The sequence below is a fragment of the Marinicella meishanensis genome, from assembly GCF_019931145.1.
GTDB lineage: Bacteria > Pseudomonadota > Gammaproteobacteria > Xanthomonadales > Marinicellaceae > Marinicella > Marinicella meishanensis.
In genome coordinates this window covers 21,285-47,281 of record NZ_JAIOUV010000003.1, presented here as the reverse complement: position 1 = coordinate 47,281, position 25,997 = coordinate 21,285, and the positions used below count along the sequence as shown (strand labels likewise).

Below are 25,997 nucleotides of genomic sequence, written 5' to 3'. Positions count from 1 at the left end.
CACGGGTTCACAAACCGCGGGTGGCTTGCTCCACGGCGCGGAACACCGCTTTGGATTTGTTCATGATTTCCTGCCATTCATTATCTGCGGTGCTGTCAGCCACAATGCCGGCACCGGCCTGCACATGCAGCTCTTGGTCTTTGATCACCGCGGTGCGGATGGCGATGGCCATGTCCATATCGCCATGCCAGCCCCAATAACCCACGGCACCGGCATACACATTGCGTTTGACTTTTTCCAACTCGGCGATCACTTCCATGGCCCGCACTTTGGCCGCACCGGACAAGGTGCCGGCGGGAAACACCGCTTTGATGATGTCGGCGTTGGATTTCCCGGCTTGTAACTGACCGCGAATCTCCGACACGATGTGCATCACATGGGAGTAATGCTCGATGATCATCTTGTCTTGCAGCACCACCGAACCGATCTGGGCGATGCGACCAACGTCATTGCGACCCAGGTCAATCAACATCAAATGTTCGGCAATTTCCTTGGGATCATTCAACAAGTCCTGTTCCAGGGCGCGGTCTTCTGCCGGGGTTATGCCCCGCGGCCGGGTGCCGGCAATCGGACGCAGGGTCACTTCATCGCCCATGCGGCGCACCAGTACTTCGGGCGAAGATCCGACCACTTGGTAGCCACCGAAATCCATGAAATACATGTATGGGCTGGGGTTGGAGGCCCGCAAAGCCCGATACACATCCAGTGGGCGGGCATTGAATTGGGTGGAAATCCGTTGTGACAACACCACTTGCATGATGTCACCAGATTCAATGTAGGCTTTGCAGCGATCAATGGCAACATCGAATTCTTCACGGGTGAAACCGGTTTTAAAATCAGTGGTGTTGATGCTGTTGGGGTTGATCATTTCGGCATAACCGGTGGTACCCGAACGCAGGCGGTGGGTCAGGTCCTGTAAACGCTTACTGCCTTTTTCATAAGCCAGATCCTCACTGGGGTCCACATGCACGATCAACCAGACCTTGCCAGCCAGGTTGTCAAACACCGCGATGTCTTCGGCCAACATCATGTGAATGTCAGGGATGTGCAAACGGTCTTCGGGTGCCAGGCCTTTGAGCTTGGCTTCGATTTGTTCGATGATTTCGTAACCGAAATACCCAACCAGACCGCCATTGAAGGCTGGCAATTCGTCGATTTCGGGCACTTGATAGCGGGCCTTGATCACTTCCACTTGTTGCAGCACATCATCGACTTCGTACTCATCCACCAAGGTGTCATAAGCATACTCACGAAAGCGCCGGCCATGCACCTCAAAGCGGAAGTTGGCTGACAAACCAATGATTGAATAGCGCCCCCATTGTGCCCCGCCTTCCACCGATTCCAAGAGGAACGTGTGTTTGCCATTGGCCAGCTTCAGCCAGGCACTCAAAGGGGTGTCCAAATCCGCTGACACGCAGCGATACAAGGGAATGCGGTTGTGGCCTTGTGCGGCCAATTGCTGGAACTGTTCTTGTTTCATGCTGACTGGGTGGGTGTTTTATCTGCTTACCGGAGGCGCTATCATACCGCGTGCGACAGCCGCTGCAAACCCCCAGCAGGCAGGCAAACGTCGATCAGTCAGAATAATCGTAGTCCCCACCCTTTTCCAGTGCCCGTTGGTAAGCCGGACGGGCCTGAAAAGCCTGCACAAAGCGCACGATGTGCGGATGGGATTGCTCGTTCAAAATGCCCCGCGCCACGCTGGCCTCCAGCGGGAATGACATTTGGATGTCGGCCCCGGTGATGGCCTCGCCGGCAAAATAAGCATGCTGGGCCAAGTGGTCTTCCACATATTGGAAATGTTTCTTGATGTTGGGTGTGACAAATCCATCCATCACTTTGTTGGCAATGGCTTTGGCAATCGGTTTTACAAAAAACGGCATGGGGCTGGTTTTGACCTTATCAAACACCAGTTTCAACAACAAGGGTGACATCAAGGAGCCTTCGGCATAATGCAACCAGTACATATAGGGGCGGTATTTTTTGCTGTTGCGGCGCGGCACCCATTGCCCATCGCCATAAGCATGTCCCAAATGGTCAATGATCGCCCCCGACTCGGCCAACACCGCATCGCCATCGGTGACCACTGGAGATTTTCCCAGTGGGTGGATTTTATTCAGCGACTCCGGGGCCAGCTGGGTGTCGGCATCGCGTTGATAAAATTCAATTTCATACGGCACCCCCAGTTCTTCCAACAACCACAAAATGCGTTGCGAACGGGAGTTATTCAGGTGGTGGACAGTGATCATGATGGTCTTCGACAATGAAAACCAACATCTTAGCATTGTCAGGCTGTTGACTGCCGTGAATCAGGGGGTGGGTCAACCTTTGATTTCGGCATCACCCACATTGTAAAAGGACTGGATGGATTGAATCAGCCCGTCTTGCAATTGGTACCACTCACACACCACCATTTGCAGTCCGGTGCTGTGGTTGTTTTGTTCGAATTGCACACACACGCAATCACCTTGTTGTAACTGCACCAATACCGTGAATGTGTTGTCCAAAAAATCAGCCTGGTTTTTGCCCACGATCGACAGGTACCTGGCTTTGTCTGCGATGGTACCAAAGGGGCTGGTGTGCTGAAAATCATCGGCAATCGGCAACTCATCCAGTCGGCCGTTTTGCCAACAGGCCAGCCAACGCCTGACCTGTGGGTTGATGTCGTCATCTGCCATCATCCGCGCAACACCTCCAATTCAAATTTTTCGATCCGCAAACAGCCCACCAATTCTCGATATAATTGCCGCTCCACGGGCATGATGCCATCACCAAAATAGTCGTGCACTTCCACCCGCACATGGTGCTTGCCCTTAAAAAAACCAACCAGACCCATGGCTTTTGCGCCATCTCTGACGCATTGTTCGGCCGCTTTGAAATCACCCACCACCAGGCGTGGATACGAATACGATTGACTGGCTTTGAAGGTACGAGACTGCTTGGCGGTGCTGATGACCACTTGATTGCGTTCAATCTTGACTTTCACTTGCATGGCTCATGAACCCGATTCGATGAAATCATTGTGTCATTTTGTGGGGCCGGACTCAATTGGTATTTGCGGTGTTGCCACCAAGACCATTGTTGATGACACGCCGGCGGTTGCCATGATCTGCAGAAAGAATGTCTATTTCATTAGACTTCTATGTATAATAAATATGCGAAGTGGGTTGCGCATAACGTGCATCCCATGTTTTCGAAAAAACAAATAAGAGGGGAAATCATGAACCAAGTTCAAACCACCGCCTGTGCAGGCACCACAACATCCAATCCAATACATCCATCACACCTGATGCACACCACCAAAAGACCGCCCGGTAGACGCCGGCTCATGGGCTGCTGGTGGCCCATGGTCCTGATGCTGTGGGTCTCAGCTGGCTTTGCCGACCAATCGCCCACCGGCATTGACCAAGCCATGTACTTCAAAAGCCACGTCCGTGATGCGGCCAATTGTCAGGACGCCTTGCAAGTCAGCCGCAAAAAAATGCATTTCGAAGGCATCCAAAACCCGGCCATGGCCTGTCCGGACGCCTTTGCCTGGACCCAATTCATGAACGCAGTGACCGCAGAATTTTGGCAAAACTGGGCCACCGACCAACAGATTTGGGTGGCCAAACCGAAAGCCTATTGTGCCGATGCCAAAGACAGTGACTGCTGCGAACTGAACCCCAAAACCGGCAAAACCAACTACCGCGGTAACGCCAGCGGTGGCAACAGCCACTGCCCTTTGTATCCGGAATCCATGGGTGGCATTCAACTCACGGTGTTTGCCGACGAGCATGAATTGTCGCCGCACATTGCCAGCCAGGCCAGGCATCTGGATGACGACGTTTCGCGCATTGCCAGAGACACCGAGGCAGAAATCGTCTACCATAACCTACCGTTTTTTAATTACAGCGTCACCCAAGACCTGTACCACACCAACGGCCTGATCGACCTGTATAAGCGTGAACAATTTCAAGCCCAACAACAAGCCCCCCAACGGCCCAGTGGTCAAGGAGTCAGCTATCCGCAAAGCGCGATCATGTTCAAAGTGGATTTCATTTCCGAGGAAGTGATGACAATCCTGGGATACATTTCAGACCACGACAATGACCCAAGCACCCCGCCCAACAATGCCGAGCACCCTTACATCACCATGATGATCAAAAACCCAGAAAGCGGTGAATTGAAAACCCATTACTTGGTGGCGGTCACCGGCGCTTCCAAAGCCCTGCCCAACTGGCACTGGTATGCTTTCGAACACGTCGACAACATTGGGCGTTGTGATTACATCGGTTGTAACGACAGTTACGGCTTTCAATATTCGGTTGAGGTCAACATGCCTGATGGCAGCCAACAAGCCGTCATGAGCCATTACATTCCACCGAAACAAACCACCATCGAACTGGGCGACAACCTGTTTGTGCGCAATGAAAAATACCCATCAGCTGACATGACCGAACAGTTGGCCGATTTGTTCAAAGCCATGGGGGTGGGCCAAGGTCCGGTGACCCACGTCACCGAGCAAAACCCCATGCCCAAAGTCAACAGTGCGGCCTGGCAGAGCTACCGCCTGAAAGGCACCCAGACCACTTTTTATAACAACGACGGCACCCCGGTGCACATGGGCGCCTCGGTCACCGAAGGGGGATTTGTCAACACCGCATCGTGCATGAGCTGTCACGTGCAAGCCGGCGCCAATGCCCAAGGGCCCAATGGCAACACCGTCGGCGGCACCATGAACCTGTCACTGGATGGGATCAACAAAGTCACCAACGGTGCCCCGGAAGCCGCCGTGTTTTTCCAACCCGGCACCGTCACCCTCAACACCGCCCGCACCGATTTCGTGTGGGGCGTGTTGAATGCCAGTCCCTTATCAGACGATTGATACAGCTTGGGTGCACCATGAAAACTGGGGCCGATTGGCCCCAGTTTTTTTTGGTGAAGAGGCAGCTTGGTTTCGACTCAAAACGAACCCTTTTTGCGGCTTATTTCTGACTGATGAAGAACAACAATTCAGCGCGTTTTTCATGTCGGTTTAACCAGTCTCTGAAAGCCGCGGCTTTTTCGATGTCGGCCGCGCCCACCAGTTGTTGGTAACGGGCTTTCAGCCGTTGTTCGCTGTGTTCATGGCTGATCCGTTGTTGCCAGGTTTCGGTGAAGATTTGTGGCAGCTGATCGGTCAATTGCAAAGCTTGCAACAAGGCCCATTCGCCCCCATCCAACCAGGCCTCATCACAATGGTCACACAAGTCCAAGCGGTTTTCCTGGTCACTTTGGATGCGATATTTAGGACCTGTTAGCACCCACTGAAAGGCGACTGCTGGATCGTATTGATCAGCCATCAAGGCATCAGTCGTGATGTGTGGTCATTCCACATGAACGAGTGAATAACGCAGAGGGGTGATCAATACGACCCAGCCCCATGGGTTCAGCCTACAAAGGCCACACCCTGCGTTGCTCATCGCTCGATTGGAATGACCAAATCACGCTTTTCGCGCCTTGATTGTGACCTTTGTAACCTGAACAGTGGTCATTAAGTGGGTGTTAACAGGCCCTTGTCATCAGGCCATTGCACTTGGGGCAACTCAATGCCCGGCGGCTGTCGTGTTCGACCTGGCAGGTCAGTGAACTGGATTCAGCGCTGTGGCCATCAGGGGTCAATCGTTCCACCCAATCCCGATAGGACAACAAAGGCAACAGGGCGCCGCCGCAATCGGCGCAACCCAAAGCCGGTAAGCCTTGGTCCAAACGGGTGGCTTGTAATCTGGAGTAGTGGCAGCTGGGACATTGCATGATTTTCCTCCTGAAAATGTAGAAACATCCATCATAGCAAAGCCGCAGCAACCAATCATGTGCCTGAGGTCAGTATCGCATGCTGTGGGCTTGGGGTTTGGGCCTGGTCTACTGCAACAACAAGCGCACGAAGCGGATGAAGAATGCCAGGATGATGAACACAGGGCAGACCATGAGGGTGAGGGCCAACAGTTGGGCCCATTGGTTTTTGGTGTGGGTGAAGACCCAATAGCCGGCCAACACCAAGGTTAAGCCAAACACCACGGCGCCCAATGGTGTGAGCACCACCATACTGAGGATTGTCACCAACACGCCAACCAAAAATCCGGCCAGGACCATGAGGATCGGTTTATTGAATTTCGTGTTCGACATGGGGTTAATTTAGCACAGTGAACGGTGGCAGGACAGTTTGGTGGGTGTGATTGGTTCTGTCTATCCTGGGTGTTTTGTTGCCTGATTAGAAAATGGGTCTCCGGATCAAGCCCGAGGACGACGGCCGGTGTAGATCGTCAGTGAACAAGGGGGGCAAGCGGGCATTCTGTGTTGAATGACTGAATTGAGACCACGCAGCTTTCAGGTTCACTTCGTCAAGCTCAGTGACCTTGGTATTTCATAACCCCGGCCCCCTTCCGCCCACATAGATATGGGTGTGCCGCGATAGCAGGACGCGGTAACGACTGGCAGCGCTGAGGATGACTCATGTGGTCATCTCGACCAAACACAGTGAGTGAAGAGATCTCGGTCAGATTGCGAACTCCCTCACCATCACGAAAATGGGTTGGCCTTATTTACGGAACAGGTAGAATTTGGCCAGGCGGGGCAGATTGGAGCCGTCTTTGTCGTCAGGGTGGCGGCACTGATCCATGATCCACTGGATGAAAAAGGGTCCGATGACAAAGACATAGGCGGCACTCAACACCAAGCCCCACGGCATGCCCAGTTCAAATACCCCGTTGATCAACCACAGAATCAAAGCCGATACCCCCAGGCCAATGATCAAGCCCAGCAAGGCGCGGCGGAATCTGCGCCAGGTGTAAGGTTTCTTGGGTGTTTTCTTAAACGGTGCTATCATGCTTTCTTGGAGCTGCCACTGAGCTCATTATACCTTTTTTCACAGACTCAAACCTTGGCCAAGAGTTGGGCTTGTTTTTGCCAGCGTTGGATCAGTTGCTCACAGGCTTGGGGGTTGCAGGCCAGCAAGTCAGCAGCCATGCCTTTGGCTTGTTGAAACAAGGCGGCGTCTTGTTCGGGATTGGAAAAGCGGAATTCCATGCTGCCTTTTTGGCGGGTGCCCAGAATTTCACCTGGGCCGCGCAGTTTCAGGTCTTGTTGGGCGATTTGGAAACCGTCGTTGGTCTCGCGCATGGTGCTCAGGCGCACTTGGGCGTTTTCACTCAAGGGGGCCTGGTACATCAGCACACAGTGGCTTTGGCGGTTGCCCCGCCCCACCCGGCCCCGCAATTGGTGCAATTGCGACAAACCCAAGCGTTCGGCGTTGTCGATCACCATCAAGCTGGCATTGGGCACATCCACCCCCACCTCAATCACCGTGGTGGCCACCAACAATTGGATCTGATTGGCTTTGAAGCGGTCCATCACCGCTTGTTTTTCATCGCCCTTCAAGCGCCCATGAATCAAACCCACTTGCAAGTCAGGAAACCATTCTTGCAGTTCTGCAAAAGTGTCTTGCGCGGCTTTGGCCCGCAGGTGTTCAGACTCTTCGATCAAGGTGCAGACCCAATAAGCCTGCTCACCACCGGCACAGGCCTGTTTGATGCGTTCGGCCAGTTGTGGCATTTTTTGGTTGTCCAACAACAGGGTGTTGATGGTTTTGCGGTTGGGTGGTAATTCATCGATCACCGACACATCCAAATTGGCATAGGCGATTTGAGCCAAGGTGCGTGGGATCGGGGTGGCGGTCATGATCAGGTTGTGCGGCATCAACTGCTCGGTGTTGTCCTCACTGGCCTGGCCTTTTTGTTTCAACAACAAACGCTGGTGGACCCCAAAGCGGTGTTGCTCATCAATGATCACCAGCGCCAAATCACGGTACTGCACATCGGCTTGAAACAAGGCATGGGTGCCAATGATCACTTCAGCGGTGCCGGCTATCGCGGCCAACACCTCGGCACGGGCCTGACCTTTGACCTTGCCAGCCAAAAACACCACTTCGCGGTCCGGAAAGTATTCGCTTAAGGTCAGCAGGTGTTGCTCGGCCAGGATTTCAGTCGGGGCCATCATCACCGCTTGTTTGCCGTGGACCAGGGCGGCTTGCATGGCCAAGGCCGCCACCACGGTTTTGCCACTGCCCACATCCCCTTGCACCAAACGTTGCATGGGGTGATTCAAAGCCATGTCCTGATGGATTTCTTGCACCACCCGCTGCTGCGCCCCAGTCAATTCGAAAGGCAACAACGACATCACACCTTGGGCTTGGCCCGGCGCCATGATCAAACGCGGGGCATTGAGCTGTTGGATCGCGGTGCGGGCTTGGTGCATGGCCAAAAAATGTGCCAATATTTCCTCCAACTTGAGGCGCTGTTGGGCCGGGTGGGTGTGGTTGATCAGTTGCAGCACATCGGCGTCGGGCGGCGGGCTGTGCACAAACTGCAGGGCCTCAACCAAAGTCGGCATGGCCTGGGCCGCCAACCAGTCTGCCGGCAACAATTCATCCAATTCAAACGCCCCATCTTGCAACATCTGGATGGCCTGCGCCGCGGCTTTTTGTAACAGCTTTTGTGAAATGCCCTCTGATTTGGGGTAAATCGGGGTCAGGCTTTTGGCCAGGGCCGGTTGCTTGGCACCCAAACTGAATTCCGGGTGGATGATTTCCATGCCATACATGCCATCGCGCACCTCGCCATAGGCCCGGATGCGCAAGCCGGCGCGCATCTTGATTTTCTGCGAATAGTAAAAATTGAAAAACTTCAACTGCATGCAGGCACTGCCGTCATCGATTTCACAAACCAATATCGGCCGACGGCCTTGGGTCACATAGGATTTGACGATTTCACCTTCGACTTGGGCATAGCGAAAACCAACCAGCTCATCGATTGGCGTGAGGCGGGTTTTGTCCTCGTAGCGCAAAGGCAAATGGAACAGCAAATCGATGACCTCAGACAGGCCCAAGGCCAGCAATTTTTCTGCCGTGGTTTGGCCGATGCCTTTGAGATCAGTCAGCTCCATGCCACCTGGTTGCGCCGTGACCTCAGTTCACCGCGATGATGGCATCGATTTCGATCAATGAATCCTTCGGCAAGCGGGCCACTTGCACCGCCGCACGGGCTGGATACGGTTCCGCGATGTGTTCACCCATGATGCGATTCAAGGCCGCGAAATTCTCCAGGTCTTGTAGAAACACATTCAATTTAATGGCATTTTGCAACTGGGTGCCAGCGGCTGTGGCCAACGCCGCCAGGTTTTTGAACACCTGATGGGCCTGGGCCTCAAAATCTGGGGGCAACATCTCACCGGTGGCTGGATCGATGGGGATTTGACCCGAGGTGTACAGGGTGTTGCCGTGCACAATGGCTTGTGAATAGGTGCCAATGGCAGCTGGGGCTTGGTCGGTATTAATGATTTTTTTCATGATAAACTCGATTGACGTTGACGACTTCTCGGTGGCCTTCCAACTGATCCATCAATTGTTTGGCGTGGGCTTTGTTTTCTACTTCAACGGTGAACAGCAGTTGTGAAAAACCGGTGTCTTTGTCTTTTTGGTCGATGGTGACGATGTTGATGTCTTCACTGGCAATCAGCGATGCCAGGTTGGCCAGCACGCCGGTGCGGTTGACCACATCCACTTCCAAAGAGGTTTTGAAATTGCCGGAAGTGTTGACACTCCAGCTGCAGAACACCTTGCGCTCGGGGGCACTTTTCAAGGTTTCCTGCAGGTTGATGCAGCCACTGCGGTGGATCACCACCCCTTTGCTGGGACTGAGGTAGCCGGTGATCTCATCACCCGGTAAGGGCATGCAACAATTCGGGTAATTTACGATGGAGCCTTCGGTGCCATCAATGGTCAACGACTCCTTGGGTTGGTAATCTTTGTCCAGGCGACGTTGTTTCATCAGCGGCATCAGTTTGCGTGCCGCAATCGAAGGCAACAACTGCCCAAAGGCGAAGGCTTTGAGCAACTCATCCATGGACTTCAATTGGTAATGCTTGAGCACCCGCTTGATCGCACGGGGGTCCAGTTTTTCAAAGGAGTACCCATAAGTGTCCAGGGCCCGATCCAGCATGCGGTGGCCCAAGATCAAGGCGTCTTCGTCCTTGATGTCTTTCAACTCTTTGCGAATCGCGGTGCGCGCTTTGCTGGTCACCACCACCCGCAGCCAATCGGCCGTCACAGTCAAGCCTTTGGCGGTTTTGATGGACACTGAGTCGCCGGTGTCCAATTGTTGTGACAGTGTGGCTGGGTTGCCATTGACCACGGCGCTTTCGGCATGCGCCCCGACTGAGGTGTGGATGGCAAAGGCAAAATCCAACACCGTGGATTTGAGTGGCAATTGCACGATGTCACCTTTGGGCGTGAACACGTAAATTTCATCGGTTCCCAGATCGGCTTTGAGGTTTTCATAAAACTCCAAAGAACTGCCAGAGTCTTTTTGTAGCTTCAACAGCGAATTCAACCAGCTGCGGGCTTTGGTCAGCGATTGCGTCGGCTGAGCCCCTTTGTGCTTGTACAGCCAATGGGCCGCCACCCCGGCTTCGGACAATTGATCCATTTCTTCGGTGCGGATCTGCACTTCCAAGCGCATACCAAAAGGCCCGGTGACCACCGAGTGCAGTGACTGGTAGCCATTTTGCTTGGGCACCGCAATGTAGTCTTTGAAACCGTTCTCATTGGGTGGATACAAATTATGGATCACACCCAGGGCCAGGTAGCATTGATGCAGCTCTTTGACCACAATGCGCACCCCAAACAGGTCGTGGATCTGGTCGATGTCAACTTGTTTGGACTTGATCTTTTTGTAGGTGCTGTAAGGTGATTTTTGGCGCCCAGTGACTTCCGCATGCATGGCCGATTCCAACAGCGCTTTTTCGATGTTCTTTCGGATGCGCTCCACCGCTTTTTTGCGGTTTCCCGCAATTTTCTTCGAGGCATCGCTGATGGCGCGGTATTGGTTCGGGTGCAAGGCCCGAAACGCATGGTCTTCCAACTCATGCTGAATTGACTTCAGACCAATGCGCTCGGCAATCGGGGCATACACATCCAAAGTTTCCCGAGAAATGCGCCGTTGACCTGAGGCACTCATGGCACCAATGGTGCGCATGTTATGCAACCGGTCCGACAATTTGATGATGATCACCCGAATGTCATCGGCCATGGCAAACAACATTTTCACAAAAGTTTCGGCCTGGGCTTCCTTCAGGTTTCTGAATTTCAGCTTATCCAGTTTGGTCACTGCCTCCACCAGGTTGGCCACGTCACTGTTGAAGTGTTCGGCAATGTCCTGGAACGTGATGTCGGTGTCTTCAATGGTGTCGTGTAACACCCCGGCAATCAAGGTGTCAAGGTCAACCCGCAATTCGGCCAGCACCGTGGATACGGTGATGGGGTGGGTGATGTATGGCTCGCCAGACTTGCGGATTTGTTTTTCGTGGGCGTACGCACCGAAATGCACGGCTTCTCGGAGCTTGGCTTTTTCATCGGCGTTGAGGTAGGGGTTGGTGGTTTCTTTGAGCTTTTTAAACGCGGCTTGGACCGCTTTGTGGCTCATGGTTTTGGATGTGAATGACAACTCAGTCACATCCAGAACCTCACATTTAAGGGATCAGAACAAACCTTACTCGTTGTCTTCATTGTCTTGAGTTTCAGCGGCTGCATTCCAAGCCTCCAACTCACGGGCACGCTTGGCTTCCAATTCCAGTTCGGCCAACACTTCGTCATTGATTTTTTCTTCGGCAATTTCGCGCAAGGCCAAAACAGTGGGTTTGTCGTTTTCTTCTTCAACCATTGGCTCTTGGCCATTGGCGATCAGGCGCGCACGCTTGGCGGCCATCAAGACCAAATCAAAACGATTGGGTACTTTTTCTAAGCAGTCTTCTACAGTCACTCGTGCCATAACACTCTCGTCAAAATTGAGCTAATCGCGCATTGTAATCAAATTGATGCCGAATAGCAAAGTTTATTGGACCCAAATTGACCGTCTCAAGCCCCTGTTGCGTGATTCGCTCAGCGGCGGCCAATGCCCCGATCAGCGGCAATTTCTTGTTGCCGTTCGCGGTCGGTGATCAAGGGTTCATATGAAGCAATCAAGGCGTTGATTTCAGCCGACTGGTAATAATCCAGGCCGTCGTCTTTTTTCAGGTTGCGCAAAATTCTGACCGCACGGTAATTGCGCCCCATGTGGTGTTCTTTGCGGGCCATGGCTTCTCCGGCTTGAATCGGTTTCAAGGCATTCAAATAAGCAATTGATAACAACTCATAATAATGCGGGTTCTCCGGCTGAGACAGCACCAGTTTACGGATGTTCTTGATCGCTTCATCCACCCAGGCCAATTCTTTGGATTGCAGCATCACCTGGGCGGTGGTTTCCAACACCACATCGTTGTCTGGGTACCAACGCAACACGTCATCAATCAAGGCTTTGGCCCGGGTGCGATCCATCTGCGCCATGACCTCCACTTTCAACAAATCGACCAGGTGTTTGGCTTTGGGCGTGGCTTGGATCTCTTGCAACCAAGCCCAAGCTTGGGCGAAATCATTGTCCAGATAATGCAACAACGCCAAGCCATACATCAGCGCATTGGGGTCGCTTTGACCTTGTTTTAAGGCACCGGTGAAATAAGCTTCCAAATCGGTGTATTCATCCACTGTCAGCACCCGCACACGTTGCTTCACATAGTCATAGATTTCAGACTCATAAACCGGCCTGGGCGTGAAGGCATTCAAGCGGTTGCGGGCTTCGGTCACGCGGTTGATCGACAACGGGTGGGTGCGCAGATATTCTGGCAATTGATAGCGCGGGTCCACGCGGTTTTTTTGCATCAATTTGGCAAAAAAGGTGGCCATGCCCTCTGGGTTCAAGCCGGATGCATGCAGGGTGTTGATGCCCACCCGGTCGGCTTCGTATTCATGATAACGGGTGAAGTTAATCGCCAGTTGTTGCTGGATGGCCGACATACTGGCGGCGATGGCCACCGGTGCATCACCGCTGTTGGTTGATTGGGCCGCGGCGATGGCCGCCAACATCCCCAACAACACCGGCACGGTGGCTTTTTGTTGCTTGGCCAACATCCGCGAGATGTGTCGTTGATTGACGTGGGCAATCTCGTGGGCCAGTACCCCGGCCAGTTCACTTTCACTGTCGGTTTGCAACAGCAGACCACTGTAAACCACGATCAAGCCGCCTGGATAAGCCGAGGCATTGATGACATTGGCTGGCACCAGAAAAAAATCAAACGGTTGATCCGGCTTGTTGGAATTCGCTGCCAACCGGTAGCCCAGGTGATAAATGTATGAGGCCACGATGGGGTCGGTCATGACGAAGTTGTATTGATACATTTGTTGTTTGATGTTTTGTCGGTACCGCTGTTCATCATCAGCAGACAACACCTTATCGGCAGGATTACCCAAATCAGGCAATTTGAACTGGGCAGTTGCTGAGGTGATCACCAGCAACAACAGCAACAACAACATTTGCGGGTTTTTCTTCATCTTCATAGTGTATGCTTTGGACCATTAAAAGCGTGTTTAATTCAGCCACAAATCAGGTTTATGGGTCTTTGCTGGCGTTTCAAGAGAACCGCCACCGTTCTTTTTATCTGACGCAACAATTTTAACAGATCCCCAACAACGAAAAGGCATCAATTCACGGCCCCAGACTCACCGTGTTGCCACCATCAATTGGCCGCCTCACGGTCGCTGGTTTTTTGGCGCCAAGGGGTTACAATAAAGCCATGAAATTCTGTTTGTTGATCAATGCCGCCAAGCAGTGGCCCACCACCTTACAACAGGCTTTGCCGTTGGCCCGAGCCATGGCTGCTGAGGGCCATGCCGTGAACGCGGTGTTTTTGTATGGCGAAGCGGTGAAGTTAATTGAACACCCAAAACTGCTGAAGGCCTGGCAACAATGGCAACAACACAGCGGGGCCCGTCTGTTGTTGTGCAGCACCCAACTGCAGCATTGGCACATCGAGGTTGACTCCAAACCACCCGGTTTTGAAGTGGTGGGTCTGGCCGCCTTGACCCAAGCCATGGAACAAGCCGACCGCACCGTTGAGCTGGCCTGATGCAGACTTTGTTTTTGTTACACGAACACCTGGATGCCGATGGCTTGCAACAACAGCACCTGCTGTGCTTGGCCATGCTCAACTTTGATCATGATGTGCAGGTGGTTATGACCGCCCCCGTGTTGCAAAAACTGATGGCTTCTGACACCCTCAATCAGTCGTGGCGGGCTTTGAATTTGTATGGCGTGGATGAGTTTTTGTTGCTCAATGCCGAGCCACCTGTGGCATGTTCATGGCCAGTTCGCACCATTGATCACGCCGAATTGGAGCGACTGAAATCGACCGCAGGATTTGTGTCATGAAAACCTTACACCTGTGTCATTGGCATGACAAATCGCACTTTCAACAACACTGTCAATGGATTGGCACAGCAGACGCCTTGGTGGTTTACGGCCAGCTCAACGCCCTTGAAATCGAATTCATTCGCACCCACATGGGGGCCATTGAACGTCCCTGGTACCGGGTCATGGGCAGCGCCTTGTCAGATGCCGATGACCACCACCAAGGACCTGAGTTGATCAGTCCACAGCAATGGGTTGAACTGATCAGTGAACACCACAACACCTGGGCCTGGAAATGAAATCCCTGAACACCGATCAACACGGTCACCTACAAAACCGCCAAGACTGGAATCAGCAAGTGGCGCAACAACTGGCTGACACCGACCACATCATCCTAACCGATGACCATTGGGCGCTGATTCGTGCGGTGCAAGACCTGTTTGATGAGACTGGCGACACCCCGCCGATGCGCTTGTTGATCAAAGTGCTGCGTCAGCGGCTTGATCCGGCCATCGATTCGCGCCACCTGTATCGCCTGTACCCAGACGGACCGGTGCGTTTGGCCAGCAAACACGCCGGCTTACCCAAACCCAAACACTGCATGTGACCCCATGACCATGAACAAAATACTCATTTACAGCACCTTGATCTGCCCTTACTGCAACGCCGCGAAAAATTTACTGCAAAGCAAAGGCCTGGCCTTCGAAGAAATTCGGGTGGATCAGGACCGCCAACAGCGGCTGGTGATGATGGAAAGATCGGGCCGCACCAGCGTGCCGCAAATATTCATCGGCGATCAGCACGTGGGCGGATTTGATGATTTGTACGCGCTGGAGCAAGCCGGCCAATTGGATCAAATGTTGCGTTCCTGAAAGCCGCGCTTACGGCGCCTGTTCGGTTTCTGGGGTGACGATGGTTTTGGGCCAAGACTCGATGATGGCATTGACCAAGGTGGCCAACGGAATGGCAAAAAACACCCCCCAAAAGCCCCACACCCCACCAAAGAACAACACCGCGACGATGATCGCCACCGGGTGTAAATTATTGACCTCCGAAAACAACCAAGGCACCAACACATTGCCATCCAGCATCTGGATCACCCCATACGAGATCATCACATAAGCAAAAGGGCCGGTCCAACCAAACTGGAAGAAGGCCACCAAAGCGATGGGGATGGTCACTGCCACGGCGCCAATGAACGGCACCAACACCGAAAAACCGGTCAATGTCGCCAGCAAGATGGCGTATTCCAGATCCAGGAACACAAACACAATGTAACTGGTCAAGCCGACCAACAGGATTTCAAAGGCTTTGCCGCGCACGTAATTGCCGATTTGCACATCCACTTGATGCCATACGGATAATGTGAGTTTGGAGTCCTTGGGAATGAACTGCCGAAACCAAGTGACGATGATGGTTTTGTCTTTCAACAAAAAGAACACCAAAATGGGCATCACCACCAAAAAAACCGCAATAGAAAAAGCACTGAAGACCGAAGACACGGTTTTACCCAATAACGTTTGGCCCATGGCGGTCATCTCATTGGTGACGCTGGCGATCACCGACTGCATCTGCTCTTCTTTCACCAATGTGGGGTATTTTTCTGGCATGGTGCGCAAAAAGTCAAGGCCGGTTGAAATGTAAGCCGGTAAAGCCTGAACCAGTTGCGTGACCTGGGTGGTGAGCTTAGGCACCAACCAAATCAACAACACAAACATCACCGCGATGAACACCAAGAACACCAAACCAACCGCAAGGATGCGTGGAATCTTGAGTTTTTCCAAGCGCACAATCACGCTTTCCAACAAATAGGCCACCACGATGCTGGTTAAAAACGGTGCCAGGGCGCGGCCAAAGTAAATCACAAACACAAACCCCAGGATCAAAACCGAGATCAGGATGACGATTTGTGGGTCAGAGAAGTTGCGTTTGAACCAACTGGAAATGACATTCATGGGGCGTTTTGCGTTGTTGTGGGGATGGTCATTGGACTGATTGCATTCAGTCCCTACACATCAGAATGTGAACAACCAAGACAACACCGCTTCGGTGTGTTTGCCTCTCAATTCACTGCTGACACTGCCAAAATCAGTGCGGCCAAAGTTCAGGGGCTTCGGCGCATAACTGGCATACAGATCCAATTCGCCGCCAAACAATGGGGTGTTCAACCCGACCCGCACACTGTAAGGGGCTGAAATGGCTTTCAAAATGGTGGTCAGATCGGCGTCGGTGGCCGGCGGTTGTTGGCGACCTGAGTACTCGACGTTGAAGACGGCGCCGCTGTCAAAGCGATGGGCCATGTTCACAGCAAAGACCGTTTGGTCGTCCCACTGAAAATCCGGACTTTCCAAGTCATTCAAGAACGTCAGGAAAATGTCAGGATACGAGCGACTGATGAAGGCATTGATGTCGCTGTAATAATTGTGGGTGGCCTTGAAGGTGATGGTGTTGCGATCGGTCAAATCAAACCCAACCGCGACATTGATCTGTTCTGGAATATCAAAGTCCGCCGGATCGGCTTGCACACCCAACAAGCGACTGAAGCCATCCATGTCAATTTTGGATTGGTATTGGGTGTCCACATGAAAGCGGCTGAAAAAGTCTTGCGACCAACCCAGGTTCAAACCCAAGCCATTGCTGGTTTCGGTGTAACTGACTGAATACAAGTCCAATTGATCAAAGCCATTAATTTCAGAAGCGAGGAAATTGATGTCAGAATAGTTTTGTTGGGCAAACACCACGGCAAAACTCAATTCAGAATCATCGCTGTAACGATAAGCCACACCTGGGGCGAAGATGCTGCGGCTGAAAGATTCGTTGTCAACCAGCAACAGCTGATCAAACTGGAACGGTGAATCCTGAAAATTGACCGGCTGTAAGATCGACTGATCGTAATCAAAGGTGAAGAAATAGGACTTGCCACTGGTCAATTGGCTGATTTCATTGAAGCGCTTGGCGTTGAAATACAACTTGGCCCCTTGCAAACTCATGGCGTCGGCAAAATGATCGGCTTGAGACAATTGCAAGTTGGAGTAAAAGTTGGGATAGATGCGCTCAGCAATGCTGTTGCGCCAGTGACCCAATTCCATGGTGCTGTTTAGGCGGGAAGCGGGCGTGTGCTGGGCAGAAATCGCAGCCACACCAAACAATGACAAATCCGACGCTGAATGGGCGGTTCCAATCAGGGCCGGGATCATCATCAAGATTAAAATGAATTGATTGACTTTTTTAACCATTGATTCAATTGTTGGCTTCACCGGCAATTTTTGCAAAAATACAACAGAAAGTCAATTTTTCAACACGCAAAAGCCGCAAAAAAGCGGCTTTTTTGGGGCTCATGTTGCAAAAAGACAACAATGGCCAACACATCCCCGGATTCTTTGCTCAACCGAACCAACGGCTCGACACCGCAACACCGCCTCACAACCGGGCAATCACGGCATCGGTGAACTCGGCGGTGTGGGCGGTGCCGCCCAGGTCGCCAGTCAAGCGGTCTTTGGCCAACAACGTGGCTTTGATGGCCTGACGTATGCGACCAGCCGCCTCGACGTGACCCAAATGCTCGACCATCATGGCCGCGGCCAAGATCAACGCCGTGGGATTGGCTATTTTTTTGCCGGCGATGTCCGGCGCTGAGCCATGTACCGCTTCAAACATGGCCACTTCCTGGCCAATGTTGGCACCGGGCGCCATGCCCAAGCCACCAACCAAACCGGCACACAAATCTGAAATGATGTCACCGAACAAGTTGGTGGTGACAATCACATCAAATTGCGCCGGGTTCATCACCAATTGCATGCAGGTGTTGTCCACAATCAAGGTGTTGAATTCGATGTCGGGATATTCCTTGGCCACTTCTTGTGCCACTTCCAGGAACAAACCACTGGTGGTTTTCATGATGTTGGCTTTGTGTACGGCCGTGACTTTCTTGCGACCGGCTTTGCGGGCGATGTCAAAAGCATAACGAACGATGTTCTCCGAAGCCTCACGGGTCACCACAATTTTTGATTCGGCCACGGTGCGGGCTTCATTGATGGTCTGTCCGTCACTGAGGTAGGCGCCCTCGGTGTTTTCCCGGATGGTCAGGATGTCAATGTCGGCGTAACGGGCCTGGGTACCTTCAAAAGTGATCACCGGCCGCACGTTGGCATACAGGTTGAAATGGCGCCGCAAAGCCACGTTGATGGAACTGAATCCTTTGCCCACCGGTGTGGTCAAAGGTCCTTTCAAACATATGTGGTTGGCGGCAATGGCATCCAAGGTGTCTGCCGGTAACAACTCGTCATATTGTTCCAAGGCGGCCAGACCAGCGGCTTTGAATTCATACTCAAAATCCAGATGCAAGTGATCCAACACGCGCAATGTGGCGTCCATGATTTCGGGTCCGATGCCATCCCCTTTGATGACGGTGATTTTTTGACTCATTGACTGATCCTTTGTTTTCGTTTTTGAACTGTTTTTGTGGGCGTTAATTATAGCTCAAATCGCGTTACATTTCTTTGACTGCAGTCAAAACTTCAGCCACATGGCCTGGCACTTTCACTTTGCGCCATTCAGCCACCACGGTGCCTTGTGCATCCAACACAAAAGTGCTGCGTTCGATGCCCATGAAGGTTTTGCCATACATTTTCTTCTCTTTGATGACCTCAAACGCTGCACACAAGACACCATCCACATCGGCCACCAATTCAAAGGGCATGTCGAATTTGTGTTTGAAGTTTTGTTGTTTCTTTAACGAGTCTTGCGACACCCCCAACACCTGGCAACCAGCGGCCTGAAACGCCGCATATTCGGCACTGAAATCCTGGCTCTCAGTGGTACATCCTGGGGTGTTGGCGCGGGGGTAAAAATACACCACCAGGGTTTGTGCAACGCAATCACTCAAGGATTGTTCTGAGCCGTCAGTGAGGGGGACAGATTGGGTCCAGATTTTATTCGATATTTTAACCATTGTTTAATACACCTGATTTAAAAAAAGCATATAATTATGCGCTTTTGTAAAGCAGATACAAGTCTCAATGGGGCAAATTCAAGCCAAAGATTTGACCGGCAGCATGGTGGCCCTGGTCACACCGATGCACGCCGACGGTCGCATCAACCTGGAACAATGGACTCAGCTGATTCAATGGCACATCAGCTGTGGCACCCAGGTGCTGGTGGTGGCTGGCACCACCGGTGAATCGGCTTTGTTGTCTGCGGCTGAAATCAGCCAATTGATCCAACAAGCGGCGCAACTGTGCCACGGCACCAACACCTGGGTCATGGCCGGCACCGGCGCCATTGATCCGGCCAAAGTGTCCGCCGCCAATCGGCAAGCACAAGCCGACGGCGCCCAAGCGGTGCTGGTGGTCACCCCTTATTATTTGACCCTGACACAGCGCAGTTTGATGCACCATTTCAAACAGATCGCCGACGAGTCACCCCTGCCGGTGGTGTTGTACAATGTGCCCAGTAGAACTGGGAATGACTTGCAGGCCGCCACCACGGCCACTTTGGCCACCCACCCCAACATCATTGGCATCAAGGAAGCCAAAGCCGACATGCAACGGGTGGAGAAACTGGCCAAAATCAAAAATTTCGCGGTGCTGTCAGGTGATGACGGCACCTTTGTACAAGCCATGGCGCATGGTGCCGATGGCGTGATCAGTGTCGCCGCCAATGCCCGCCCCAAAGCGATCAAGCAAATGTGTGATCTGATGCAATTGGGCCAAGTGGCCGAAGCCGAGTTGAAAAATGCCGAGATGGAACCATTTTACCAATGGCTGTTTCATGAACCCAACCCATGTCCAGTCAAAGCCATCATGCACGAGGCCGGCTTGATGGATGACGGCATCCGTGCCCCTTTACTGCTGACCCATGTCAGCAAAAGCGACCTCAACAAATACCTCAACCCCATCCGCAAGGAGTTTAGTTCTTTATGAAAACAATGTTCAAATCCATTCTGATGCTGGCACTGTGTGGCCTGTTGGTCAACTGCAAGCGCATGGTTAAGGAAGAGCCTTACCTGGCTGCCGAAAGCACCCCAGCCCTGAATCCTGTGGAAGGACAAGATCTGCCCCGCACCAACAACAATTTGGACATCCCGGCAGTGGCGTCCACCGGTGACGGCGCGACCCCTGATACCAAACCCCCTGAGATGGCTTTTGCCAGACGCCGCAGTGACGATGAAAATGTGGTGATCATAGAATCAGGCGGCATGCCCACCATTGAAATATTCAATGACCAGGATGCCTGGGATTTGATGGTCGGTGATCATGGTTACAATTGGCTGTTGCTGGACGAAGACCCCGACAACTGCCAGGCCACCTTTCGGTTCTATGACCCGATCACCGATGAAGTGGAAAAACAAGGGTTTTTCAAAAAACTGTTCAGCCTCAACAGCAGCTACATTGACCGCTCTGGCGAATACGTATTGACCTGTCTGAAGTTGCCACAGAAGCAACAAATTTGGTTGCAGACCATCGACTTTGAAGCCCCCTCCTCATACGTCATTGATGACTTGTTTACACACATCTTTGAAGCCGCCACCAAGGACTGATGGTCTGGTTATAAAGCGGATAAAAAAAGGCGCCAACAGGCGCCTTTTTTCTTGTTCATTATTTTTGGACCATTAATCTTCCCCGCGGTCCAATAAATGCGTCTTGTCTTTGACTTGGGCCCAATCATCGGCATCTTCAGGGTGGTCCTTCATCTCGGTGATGACCGGCCACACGGCGGACAACTCCTTGTTCAATTCAATGAAAGACTCTTGCCCGGCCGGCAAATCATCTTCCGGATAAATGGCTTCAATGGGACATTCGGGTTCACACAAAGTACAGTCGATGCACTCTTCTGGGTCGATCACCAGAAAATTCGGTCCTTCATGAAAACAATCCACTGGACAGACCTCCACACAGTCGGTGTATTTGCACTTGATGCAGGCCTCAGTCACCACAAAAGTCATTCAACAGCTCCTCGATTTGATATAATGCGCAATTATACAACAAGCCAATAAAACGCAGTCAACAATCTTGCTAGACCATAACCTCATCACATACCATCAATTCGAACACCGGTTGCCCAATGGCGAAATCAGTAACGCCAGCAAAAAAATCATCAACAAGTTGGTCGAGCATGGCTTCGAAGCCTACTTGGTCGGCGGTGCCGTGCGTGATTTGTTGTTGGGCCTGCACCCCAAAGATTTTGACATTGCCACCGATGCCACACCCGAAGACATCAAAGCCATTTTCAAAGGCAAATGCCGTTTGATTGGCCGCCGATTTCGCCTGGCCCACGTGTACATGGGCAACAGCATCTATGAGGTGGCCACATTCCGCGGCACCGAACCCGGTGACCGGGTGATGAAAAAAGGTCAGATCATCCGCGACAATGTGTTTGGCACGGTGGATCAGGACGCCATCCGTCGTGACTTCAGTTGCAACGCCTTGTATTACGACATCAACGAACAAACCATCCTGGATTTCACCGCCGGGGTGCATGACCTGAAAAAAGGCGAACTTCGGCTGATTGGCAACCCCAACAAACGGTTCGTTGAAGACCCGGTGCGCATGCTGCGGGCCGTGCGGTTTCATGCCAAATTGGGTTTGACCTTGACCGAAGAGATGAAACAGGACATCATCAACAACCGGGAAAACCTGCGCCAAGTGCCCACCGCCCGATTGTTTGATGAGGCCATCAAAATGTTCCATTGCGGCAACATGGAAATCGCCTATGACTGTTTGGTTGAGTTGAAACTGTTTGAGATTTTGTTCCCGATGCCGGCCAAAATTGCCCGCTCCGATGAACAATGGGACCTGTTTTTGCGCCTGGCCTTCCGCAACACCGACCACCGTTTGAAAAATGGTCAATCCGTGACCCCGGTGTTCCTCAGTGCCTGTGTCATGTGGCTGGAGTTCATTCCGCTGTATGACCAATTATTGAACAATGGCAAAAACCCACATGACGCCCTGCATGAAGCCACAAGTTTGGTGATGGCCAATCAACGCCACCACTTGATGGTGCCCAAGGCCATTCAAAACGGCATCCGCCAAATGTGGATGTTGCAGCTGCGATTCAAGAAAATGTATGGCAAAGGGGTTTACAGCACCCTGCACCACCCCCGTTTCCGCGCGGCTTACGACTTTTTGTTGTTGCGCAGTGAAGTGCAAGAGCGCTTGTCTCGCAAAGCCGAATTTTGGACCAACATCCAAAGCCTGTCACCAGAAGGCATCAAAAGCCTCATTTTTGGCAAAAAAGTCAAACGCAAAAAAATCGACCATGCCTTGTAAGGCGGCGCAGGCCACCTGGCCTGGCACCGATATTTATCTGGGTCTGGGCAGCAACTTGAACAACCCCGTCAAACAACTCAACCGGGCCATCAAGTGGTTGCAACGCCTGCCTCAATCAAAGGTGTTGCGAAGTGCCCAATGGTATCAAAGTCCAGCCTGGGGCGTGACCGCACAAAACGATTTCATCAACACCGCCTTGCACCTCAAATCCCAACTCACACCCAGTGCCTTGCTGCAACACATCAAAGTGATCGAATACCGCCTGATGCAGCGACAACCCAACGCCCGCTGGCATGCCAGAAACATCGACATTGACCTGTTACTGGTTGGTCGTCAACGACATCACTCCAAGCATTTGTGTGTGCCCCACCCGTTGATCGCTGAACGTTGTTTTGTCACCACACCGCTGTTGGAACTCAAACCCCAATTGCCGGTCAAATTACAGCGAGACATGCTGAGGCTGTTGGCCAGCACAAATTGCCACATGACATTGAGTCGCCTGCCTGCAGCTCAGCGCAGAAGTGGCTTAAAAGGCACCCATTTGCCCTGAAAAATGTTGTTTTTTTGCAACAAAAACGCCTTCCATGTCATTTTTGTTGTTTTTTTTAAACAAAAAGCCAAATTGGTGTTGCTTTTAAGCCAATCTTGGTTTAATATTGTTACCAGTTTTAGAGTAAATCATTCGAAACTCCAAGACAAGCAGGGCACAAAAGTAAAATATCGTATTTAACCCATCCAATTTGGATGGGTTTTTTTTTGGCCCCAATGACCCACGGACGGGTCGGACACGCATCGGCGACCACTGCCATCATGGCTTTATCTCATGGCACCCTTGAGCTACAATAACCCGTTTGACAAAACAGGCCCTTGCCTCATGCAGAACAACCCACTGTGGGACCGTCTCACCGAATTGGCCAGTCAGGATGCCATCAAAGACCTGGCCAGCTTGTGGCAAAAACCCAATCGACACCAGGCTTTGGTGTTTGAGCACGACAACATCTACTTGGATCTGTCGAAAAATTGGCTGGACGAGGAGGCCCTGGCGGCCCTGTGTGACCTGGCCAGCCACGCCAATCTGCAAGCGGCCATTGAACAGCTGTTCAATGGCGATGTGGTCAACACCACCGATCAATTGCCCGCCACCCACACCACCCTCAGGGATCCTGATCACCCCAATTACCAAGACAACATTCAGTCCATCTTCGGATTGGCTGATCGGGTTTTGGCTGGCGACATCAAAACCGGTTTTGGACAACCGGTCAAACAATTGGTCAACATCGGCATTGGTGGTTCTTACCTCGGCCCCCGGCTGGTGGTGGAGGCCTTGACTGAATTACAAAGCGAAAGCCGCATCCCCATTTTCTTCGCCGCCAGTGTGGACGACTCTTTGCTCAACCAACTGTTCAATTCCATCGACATTGAGCATTGTTTGTTTTGCATCAGTTCCAAAAGTTTTTCCACCGTGGAAACTTTGATGAATGCCAGGGCCATCCATGCCAAACTGAAAAACATCCCGAGTTATGCGCCCAATGATCAGCAAAGTTCATTGATGGCCATCACCGCCAACCAACAACGGGCGCTGGAGGCCGGCATCCCACCCCACATGATTTTGCTTTTTGATGAGTCCATTGGCGGGCGTTTCTCGTTGTGGTCAGCCATCGGCTTCCCCATTGTACTGGCCGCTGGCAAACAAAAATTCCTCGACTTATTGGCCGGGGCCCACGCCATGGATTTGCATTACCGGCAACAAGAATTTGCCCACAACATCCCGGTGCTGATGGCCCTGATGTCGATCTGGTACCGCAATTTCATCGGTTTGTCTGCATACAGCTGCTTGCCCTATGATGCCCGCTTGCGCAGCCTGCCCAAATGGTTGCAACAATTGATGATGGAAAGTGCTGGCAAAATGCACAACGTCAACGGGGATGTGATCAACTACCCCACCACACCTTGGGTGTTTGGCGATCATGGTCAATTGTCACAACACGCCTTCTTCCAGGCCTTTCATCAAGGCATTGATGCCCTGCCCCTGGATTTCATCGGGGTGCTGGAACACAAATCCCCAAGCCAAGACTTTTTGTTGTTCAATTTAATCGCCCAAGGGGCGGCACTGATGCAAGGCAAGGAAGAAGATCACAGCATGAAAGGTTGCCCAGGCAACAAACCAAGCACCACATTGTTGCTGAAAAACCTGTCGGCCCGTTCCGTGGGGCAGTTGCTGGCCATGTATGAACACATGATCTACACCCAAGCCGTGATTTGGAACATCAATTGCTTTGATCAACCGGGGGTGGAACTGGGCAAATCAATTGCTCGCGACATCCAGCAACATGTGGAAAATAACACCTTGAATGAGATGGCTTTAGACCCATCTACATTGGCACTGATCAAAAAAGTGATGGAATGACCACCATGAGCCCAAACAACCCACAAAATGATGCCGTGACCGGCCAAGCGATCGGCAAATCGATTGACCTCAATGCCAATAAAGGTCGTGCCGAATTTCGCTTCCCCATGGCGCCGTTTACCGAACAATACCAAACTTGGCTCAACGCAGAACTGGGTCAACAATCGTGGCTGTTGAAGCAACGCATTCGCCAACACCAGGTCCGCGAGGGCATTCAGCCGCTGAAGGGCGTGAAAAACATCATTGCGGTGGCTTCAGGCAAAGGCGGGGTGGGCAAATCCACCATGAGTGTGATGTTGGCCAAAAGCTTGCAACAACTGGGCGCCACGGTGGGCATTCTCGATGCCGACATCTATGGTCCCAGCATTCCCAAAATGCTGGGGGTCAGCCAAAAACCCGAGTCACCCGACCAAAAGTCTTTTTTGCCGGTGTCTGCCGATGGCTTACAAACCATGTCATTGGGTTACATCCTGGGCGAGAAGGATCCGGCCATTTGGCGCGGAGCCATGGTCACCAAAGCCTTGATGCAAATGATTCAAGACACCCGCTGGCATGGTTTGGATTATTTGATCATGGACCTGCCACCAGGCACCGGAGACATCCAATTGACCATGATCCAAAAGATCCCAGTCACCGCAGCGGTGCTGGTTACCACGCCGCAAGACATTGCCTTATTGGACGCCCAAAAGGCCCTGGCCATGTTCCAAAAAGTGGAAATCCCGGTGCTGGGCGTGATTGAAAACATGAGCACCTATGTCTGCGATAACTGCGGCCATGAAGCGCACATCTTTGGCCAGCATGGCGGTGCTCAAATGGCAGCAGAGTTCGAAGTGCCCTTATTGGGTCAAATGCCCTTAAACATCGACCTCAGGGTGCAGATGGACGCGGGTCAGCCCGCAGCGGTTTGGCAAACGGCCCACCCCTTGAACGAACAGGCCTTGATGATGGGCCTGCGCACCGCCCAAAACCTGGCTCAATGCCCCATCAAGTTCAGCCTCACCGACAGCCTCAAATTACATAAAAAATAAT

The 25,997-nt window shown here is 52.2% G+C and carries 30 protein-coding genes; 12 read left to right on the top strand and 18 right to left on the bottom strand.

Annotation, left to right across the window (positions count from 1 at the left end):
* Positions 1–7 precede the first annotated feature (7 nt).
* From trpE to K7G70_RS05065, 4 genes are all read right to left on the bottom strand, one after another.
* Positions 8–1,480, bottom strand: coding sequence for an anthranilate synthase component I (gene trpE / locus K7G70_RS05080; protein ID WP_223787529.1), 1,473 nt, complete (start codon positions 1,478–1,480; stop codon positions 8–10).
* A gap of 94 nt (positions 1,481–1,574) precedes the next feature.
* A complete protein-coding gene (locus tag K7G70_RS05075) occupies positions 1,575–2,249 on the bottom strand; it encodes a glutathione S-transferase (RefSeq protein ID WP_223787528.1) in 675 nt (224 codons plus the stop codon).
* Positions 2,250–2,321: 72 nt separating this feature from the next.
* Complete coding sequence (locus K7G70_RS05070; protein ID WP_223787527.1) at positions 2,322–2,681, bottom strand: nuclear transport factor 2 family protein; 360 nt, start codon at positions 2,679–2,681, stop codon at positions 2,322–2,324.
* Entirely contained in the window at positions 2,678–2,992 is a 315-nt protein-coding gene (locus tag K7G70_RS05065; RefSeq protein ID WP_223787526.1) for a hypothetical protein, read from the bottom strand. Before K7G70_RS05065 ends, K7G70_RS05070 begins: the two co-directional genes overlap by 4 nt.
* A gap of 228 nt (positions 2,993–3,220) precedes the next feature.
* On the opposite strand from K7G70_RS05065, the gene K7G70_RS05060 reads away from it, so the two are divergent.
* Positions 3,221–4,867: a hypothetical protein gene (locus K7G70_RS05060; RefSeq protein WP_223787525.1), complete on the top strand. Its 1,647-nt coding sequence runs from the start codon at positions 3,221–3,223 to the stop codon at positions 4,865–4,867.
* A 100-nt stretch (positions 4,868–4,967) separates the two neighbouring features.
* Here K7G70_RS05060 and K7G70_RS05055 read toward each other — a convergent pair whose 3' ends face one another.
* From K7G70_RS05055 to K7G70_RS05015, 9 genes are all read right to left on the bottom strand, one after another.
* The gene (locus K7G70_RS05055) at positions 4,968–5,324 is read right to left on the bottom strand and encodes a TFIIB-type zinc ribbon-containing protein (RefSeq protein ID WP_223787524.1); all 357 of its coding nucleotides are present in this window, start codon (positions 5,322–5,324) and stop codon (positions 4,968–4,970) included.
* A gap of 202 nt (positions 5,325–5,526) precedes the next feature.
* On the bottom strand, positions 5,527–5,775 hold the full coding sequence (locus K7G70_RS05050; RefSeq protein WP_223787523.1) for a zf-TFIIB domain-containing protein: 249 nt from the start codon (positions 5,773–5,775) through the stop codon (positions 5,527–5,529).
* A gap of 108 nt (positions 5,776–5,883) precedes the next feature.
* On the bottom strand, positions 5,884–6,147 hold the full coding sequence (locus tag K7G70_RS05045) for a hypothetical protein (protein ID WP_223787522.1): 264 nt from the start codon (positions 6,145–6,147) through the stop codon (positions 5,884–5,886).
* Between the two features lie 412 nt (positions 6,148–6,559).
* On the bottom strand, positions 6,560–6,847 hold the full coding sequence (locus K7G70_RS05040; RefSeq protein ID WP_223787521.1) for a hypothetical protein: 288 nt from the start codon (positions 6,845–6,847) through the stop codon (positions 6,560–6,562).
* 47 nt (positions 6,848–6,894) lie between these two features.
* On the bottom strand, positions 6,895–8,961 hold the full coding sequence (gene recG / locus K7G70_RS05035) for an ATP-dependent DNA helicase RecG (protein ID WP_223787520.1): 2,067 nt from the start codon (positions 8,959–8,961) through the stop codon (positions 6,895–6,897).
* A 22-nt stretch (positions 8,962–8,983) separates the two neighbouring features.
* Complete coding sequence (locus K7G70_RS05030; protein WP_255589886.1) at positions 8,984–9,364, bottom strand: Rid family detoxifying hydrolase; 381 nt, start codon at positions 9,362–9,364, stop codon at positions 8,984–8,986.
* A complete protein-coding gene (locus K7G70_RS05025; RefSeq protein WP_223787519.1) occupies positions 9,348–11,519 on the bottom strand; it encodes a RelA/SpoT family protein in 2,172 nt (723 codons plus the stop codon). The genes K7G70_RS05030 and K7G70_RS05025 overlap by 17 nt, the downstream gene beginning before the upstream one ends.
* 45 nt (positions 11,520–11,564) lie before the next feature.
* A complete protein-coding gene (gene rpoZ / locus K7G70_RS05020) occupies positions 11,565–11,843 on the bottom strand; it encodes a DNA-directed RNA polymerase subunit omega (protein ID WP_305067288.1) in 279 nt (92 codons plus the stop codon).
* A gap of 110 nt (positions 11,844–11,953) precedes the next feature.
* Positions 11,954–13,438 carry a M48 family metalloprotease gene (locus K7G70_RS05015; RefSeq protein ID WP_223787518.1) on the bottom strand — a complete coding sequence of 495 codons (1,485 nt, stop codon included), beginning with the start codon at positions 13,436–13,438 and terminating at the stop codon, positions 11,954–11,956.
* Positions 13,439–13,680: 242 nt separating this feature from the next.
* On the opposite strand from K7G70_RS05015, the gene K7G70_RS05010 reads away from it, so the two are divergent.
* From K7G70_RS05010 to grxC, 5 genes are read left to right on the top strand one after another with little or no spacing between them, the layout of a single operon-like run.
* Positions 13,681–14,013, top strand: coding sequence for a DsrE family protein (locus K7G70_RS05010; RefSeq protein WP_223787517.1), 333 nt, complete (start codon positions 13,681–13,683; stop codon positions 14,011–14,013).
* Complete coding sequence (locus K7G70_RS05005) at positions 14,013–14,315, top strand: hypothetical protein (RefSeq protein WP_223787516.1); 303 nt, start codon at positions 14,013–14,015, stop codon at positions 14,313–14,315. The genes K7G70_RS05010 and K7G70_RS05005 overlap by 1 nt, the downstream gene beginning before the upstream one ends.
* Positions 14,312–14,593: a hypothetical protein gene (locus K7G70_RS05000; RefSeq protein ID WP_223787515.1), complete on the top strand. Its 282-nt coding sequence runs from the start codon at positions 14,312–14,314 to the stop codon at positions 14,591–14,593. The genes K7G70_RS05005 and K7G70_RS05000 overlap by 4 nt, the downstream gene beginning before the upstream one ends.
* Entirely contained in the window at positions 14,590–14,901 is a 312-nt protein-coding gene (locus tag K7G70_RS04995; RefSeq protein ID WP_223787514.1) for a TusE/DsrC/DsvC family sulfur relay protein, read from the top strand. Before K7G70_RS05000 ends, K7G70_RS04995 begins: the two co-directional genes overlap by 4 nt.
* Before the next feature lie 10 nt (positions 14,902–14,911).
* The gene (gene grxC / locus K7G70_RS04990; RefSeq protein ID WP_223787513.1) at positions 14,912–15,166 is read left to right on the top strand and encodes a glutaredoxin 3; all 255 of its coding nucleotides are present in this window, start codon (positions 14,912–14,914) and stop codon (positions 15,164–15,166) included.
* 9 nt (positions 15,167–15,175) lie between these two features.
* Here the strand turns inward: grxC and K7G70_RS04985 are convergent, their stop codons facing one another.
* The 4 genes from K7G70_RS04985 to K7G70_RS04970 form a co-directional block, all read right to left on the bottom strand.
* The gene (locus K7G70_RS04985) at positions 15,176–16,249 is read right to left on the bottom strand and encodes an AI-2E family transporter (protein WP_223787512.1); all 1,074 of its coding nucleotides are present in this window, start codon (positions 16,247–16,249) and stop codon (positions 15,176–15,178) included.
* A gap of 60 nt (positions 16,250–16,309) precedes the next feature.
* Positions 16,310–17,530 carry a hypothetical protein gene (locus K7G70_RS04980; RefSeq protein WP_223787511.1) on the bottom strand — a complete coding sequence of 407 codons (1,221 nt, stop codon included), beginning with the start codon at positions 17,528–17,530 and terminating at the stop codon, positions 16,310–16,312.
* A gap of 184 nt (positions 17,531–17,714) precedes the next feature.
* Positions 17,715–18,719, bottom strand: coding sequence for an isocitrate dehydrogenase (locus K7G70_RS04975; protein ID WP_223787510.1), 1,005 nt, complete (start codon positions 18,717–18,719; stop codon positions 17,715–17,717).
* A 64-nt stretch (positions 18,720–18,783) separates the two neighbouring features.
* Entirely contained in the window at positions 18,784–19,245 is a 462-nt protein-coding gene (locus K7G70_RS04970) for a peroxiredoxin (RefSeq protein ID WP_223787509.1), read from the bottom strand.
* 67 nt (positions 19,246–19,312) lie between these two features.
* On the opposite strand from K7G70_RS04970, the gene dapA reads away from it, so the two are divergent.
* Both dapA and K7G70_RS04960 read left to right on the top strand, forming a co-directional pair.
* A complete protein-coding gene (dapA, locus tag K7G70_RS04965; protein ID WP_223787508.1) occupies positions 19,313–20,215 on the top strand; it encodes a 4-hydroxy-tetrahydrodipicolinate synthase in 903 nt (300 codons plus the stop codon).
* Entirely contained in the window at positions 20,212–20,832 is a 621-nt protein-coding gene (locus tag K7G70_RS04960) for a hypothetical protein (protein WP_223787507.1), read from the top strand. Before dapA ends, K7G70_RS04960 begins: the two co-directional genes overlap by 4 nt.
* Positions 20,833–20,904: 72 nt before the next feature.
* Here K7G70_RS04960 and fdxA read toward each other — a convergent pair whose 3' ends face one another.
* Positions 20,905–21,237 carry a ferredoxin FdxA gene (gene fdxA / locus K7G70_RS04955; protein ID WP_223787506.1) on the bottom strand — a complete coding sequence of 111 codons (333 nt, stop codon included), beginning with the start codon at positions 21,235–21,237 and terminating at the stop codon, positions 20,905–20,907.
* Positions 21,238–21,304: 67 nt separating this feature from the next.
* On the opposite strand from fdxA, the gene pcnB reads away from it, so the two are divergent.
* The 4 genes from pcnB (at position 21,305) to apbC (ending at position 25,996) form a co-directional block, all read left to right on the top strand.
* Positions 21,305–22,561, top strand: a complete 1,257-nt coding sequence (gene pcnB, locus K7G70_RS04950) for a polynucleotide adenylyltransferase PcnB (RefSeq protein ID WP_223787505.1) — start codon at positions 21,305–21,307, stop codon at positions 22,559–22,561.
* Positions 22,551–23,111 (top strand): 2-amino-4-hydroxy-6-hydroxymethyldihydropteridine diphosphokinase, encoded by a 561-nt coding sequence (gene folK, locus K7G70_RS04945; protein ID WP_223787504.1) that lies wholly within the window; start codon positions 22,551–22,553, stop codon positions 23,109–23,111. Before pcnB ends, folK begins: the two co-directional genes overlap by 11 nt.
* 324 nt (positions 23,112–23,435) lie before the next feature.
* Positions 23,436–24,968: a glucose-6-phosphate isomerase gene (gene pgi / locus K7G70_RS04940; protein WP_223787503.1), complete on the top strand. Its 1,533-nt coding sequence runs from the start codon at positions 23,436–23,438 to the stop codon at positions 24,966–24,968.
* Positions 24,969–24,973: 5 nt separating this feature from the next.
* Positions 24,974–25,996: an iron-sulfur cluster carrier protein ApbC gene (apbC, locus tag K7G70_RS04935; protein WP_223787502.1), complete on the top strand. Its 1,023-nt coding sequence runs from the start codon at positions 24,974–24,976 to the stop codon at positions 25,994–25,996.
* Position 25,997 lies beyond the last annotated feature (1 nt).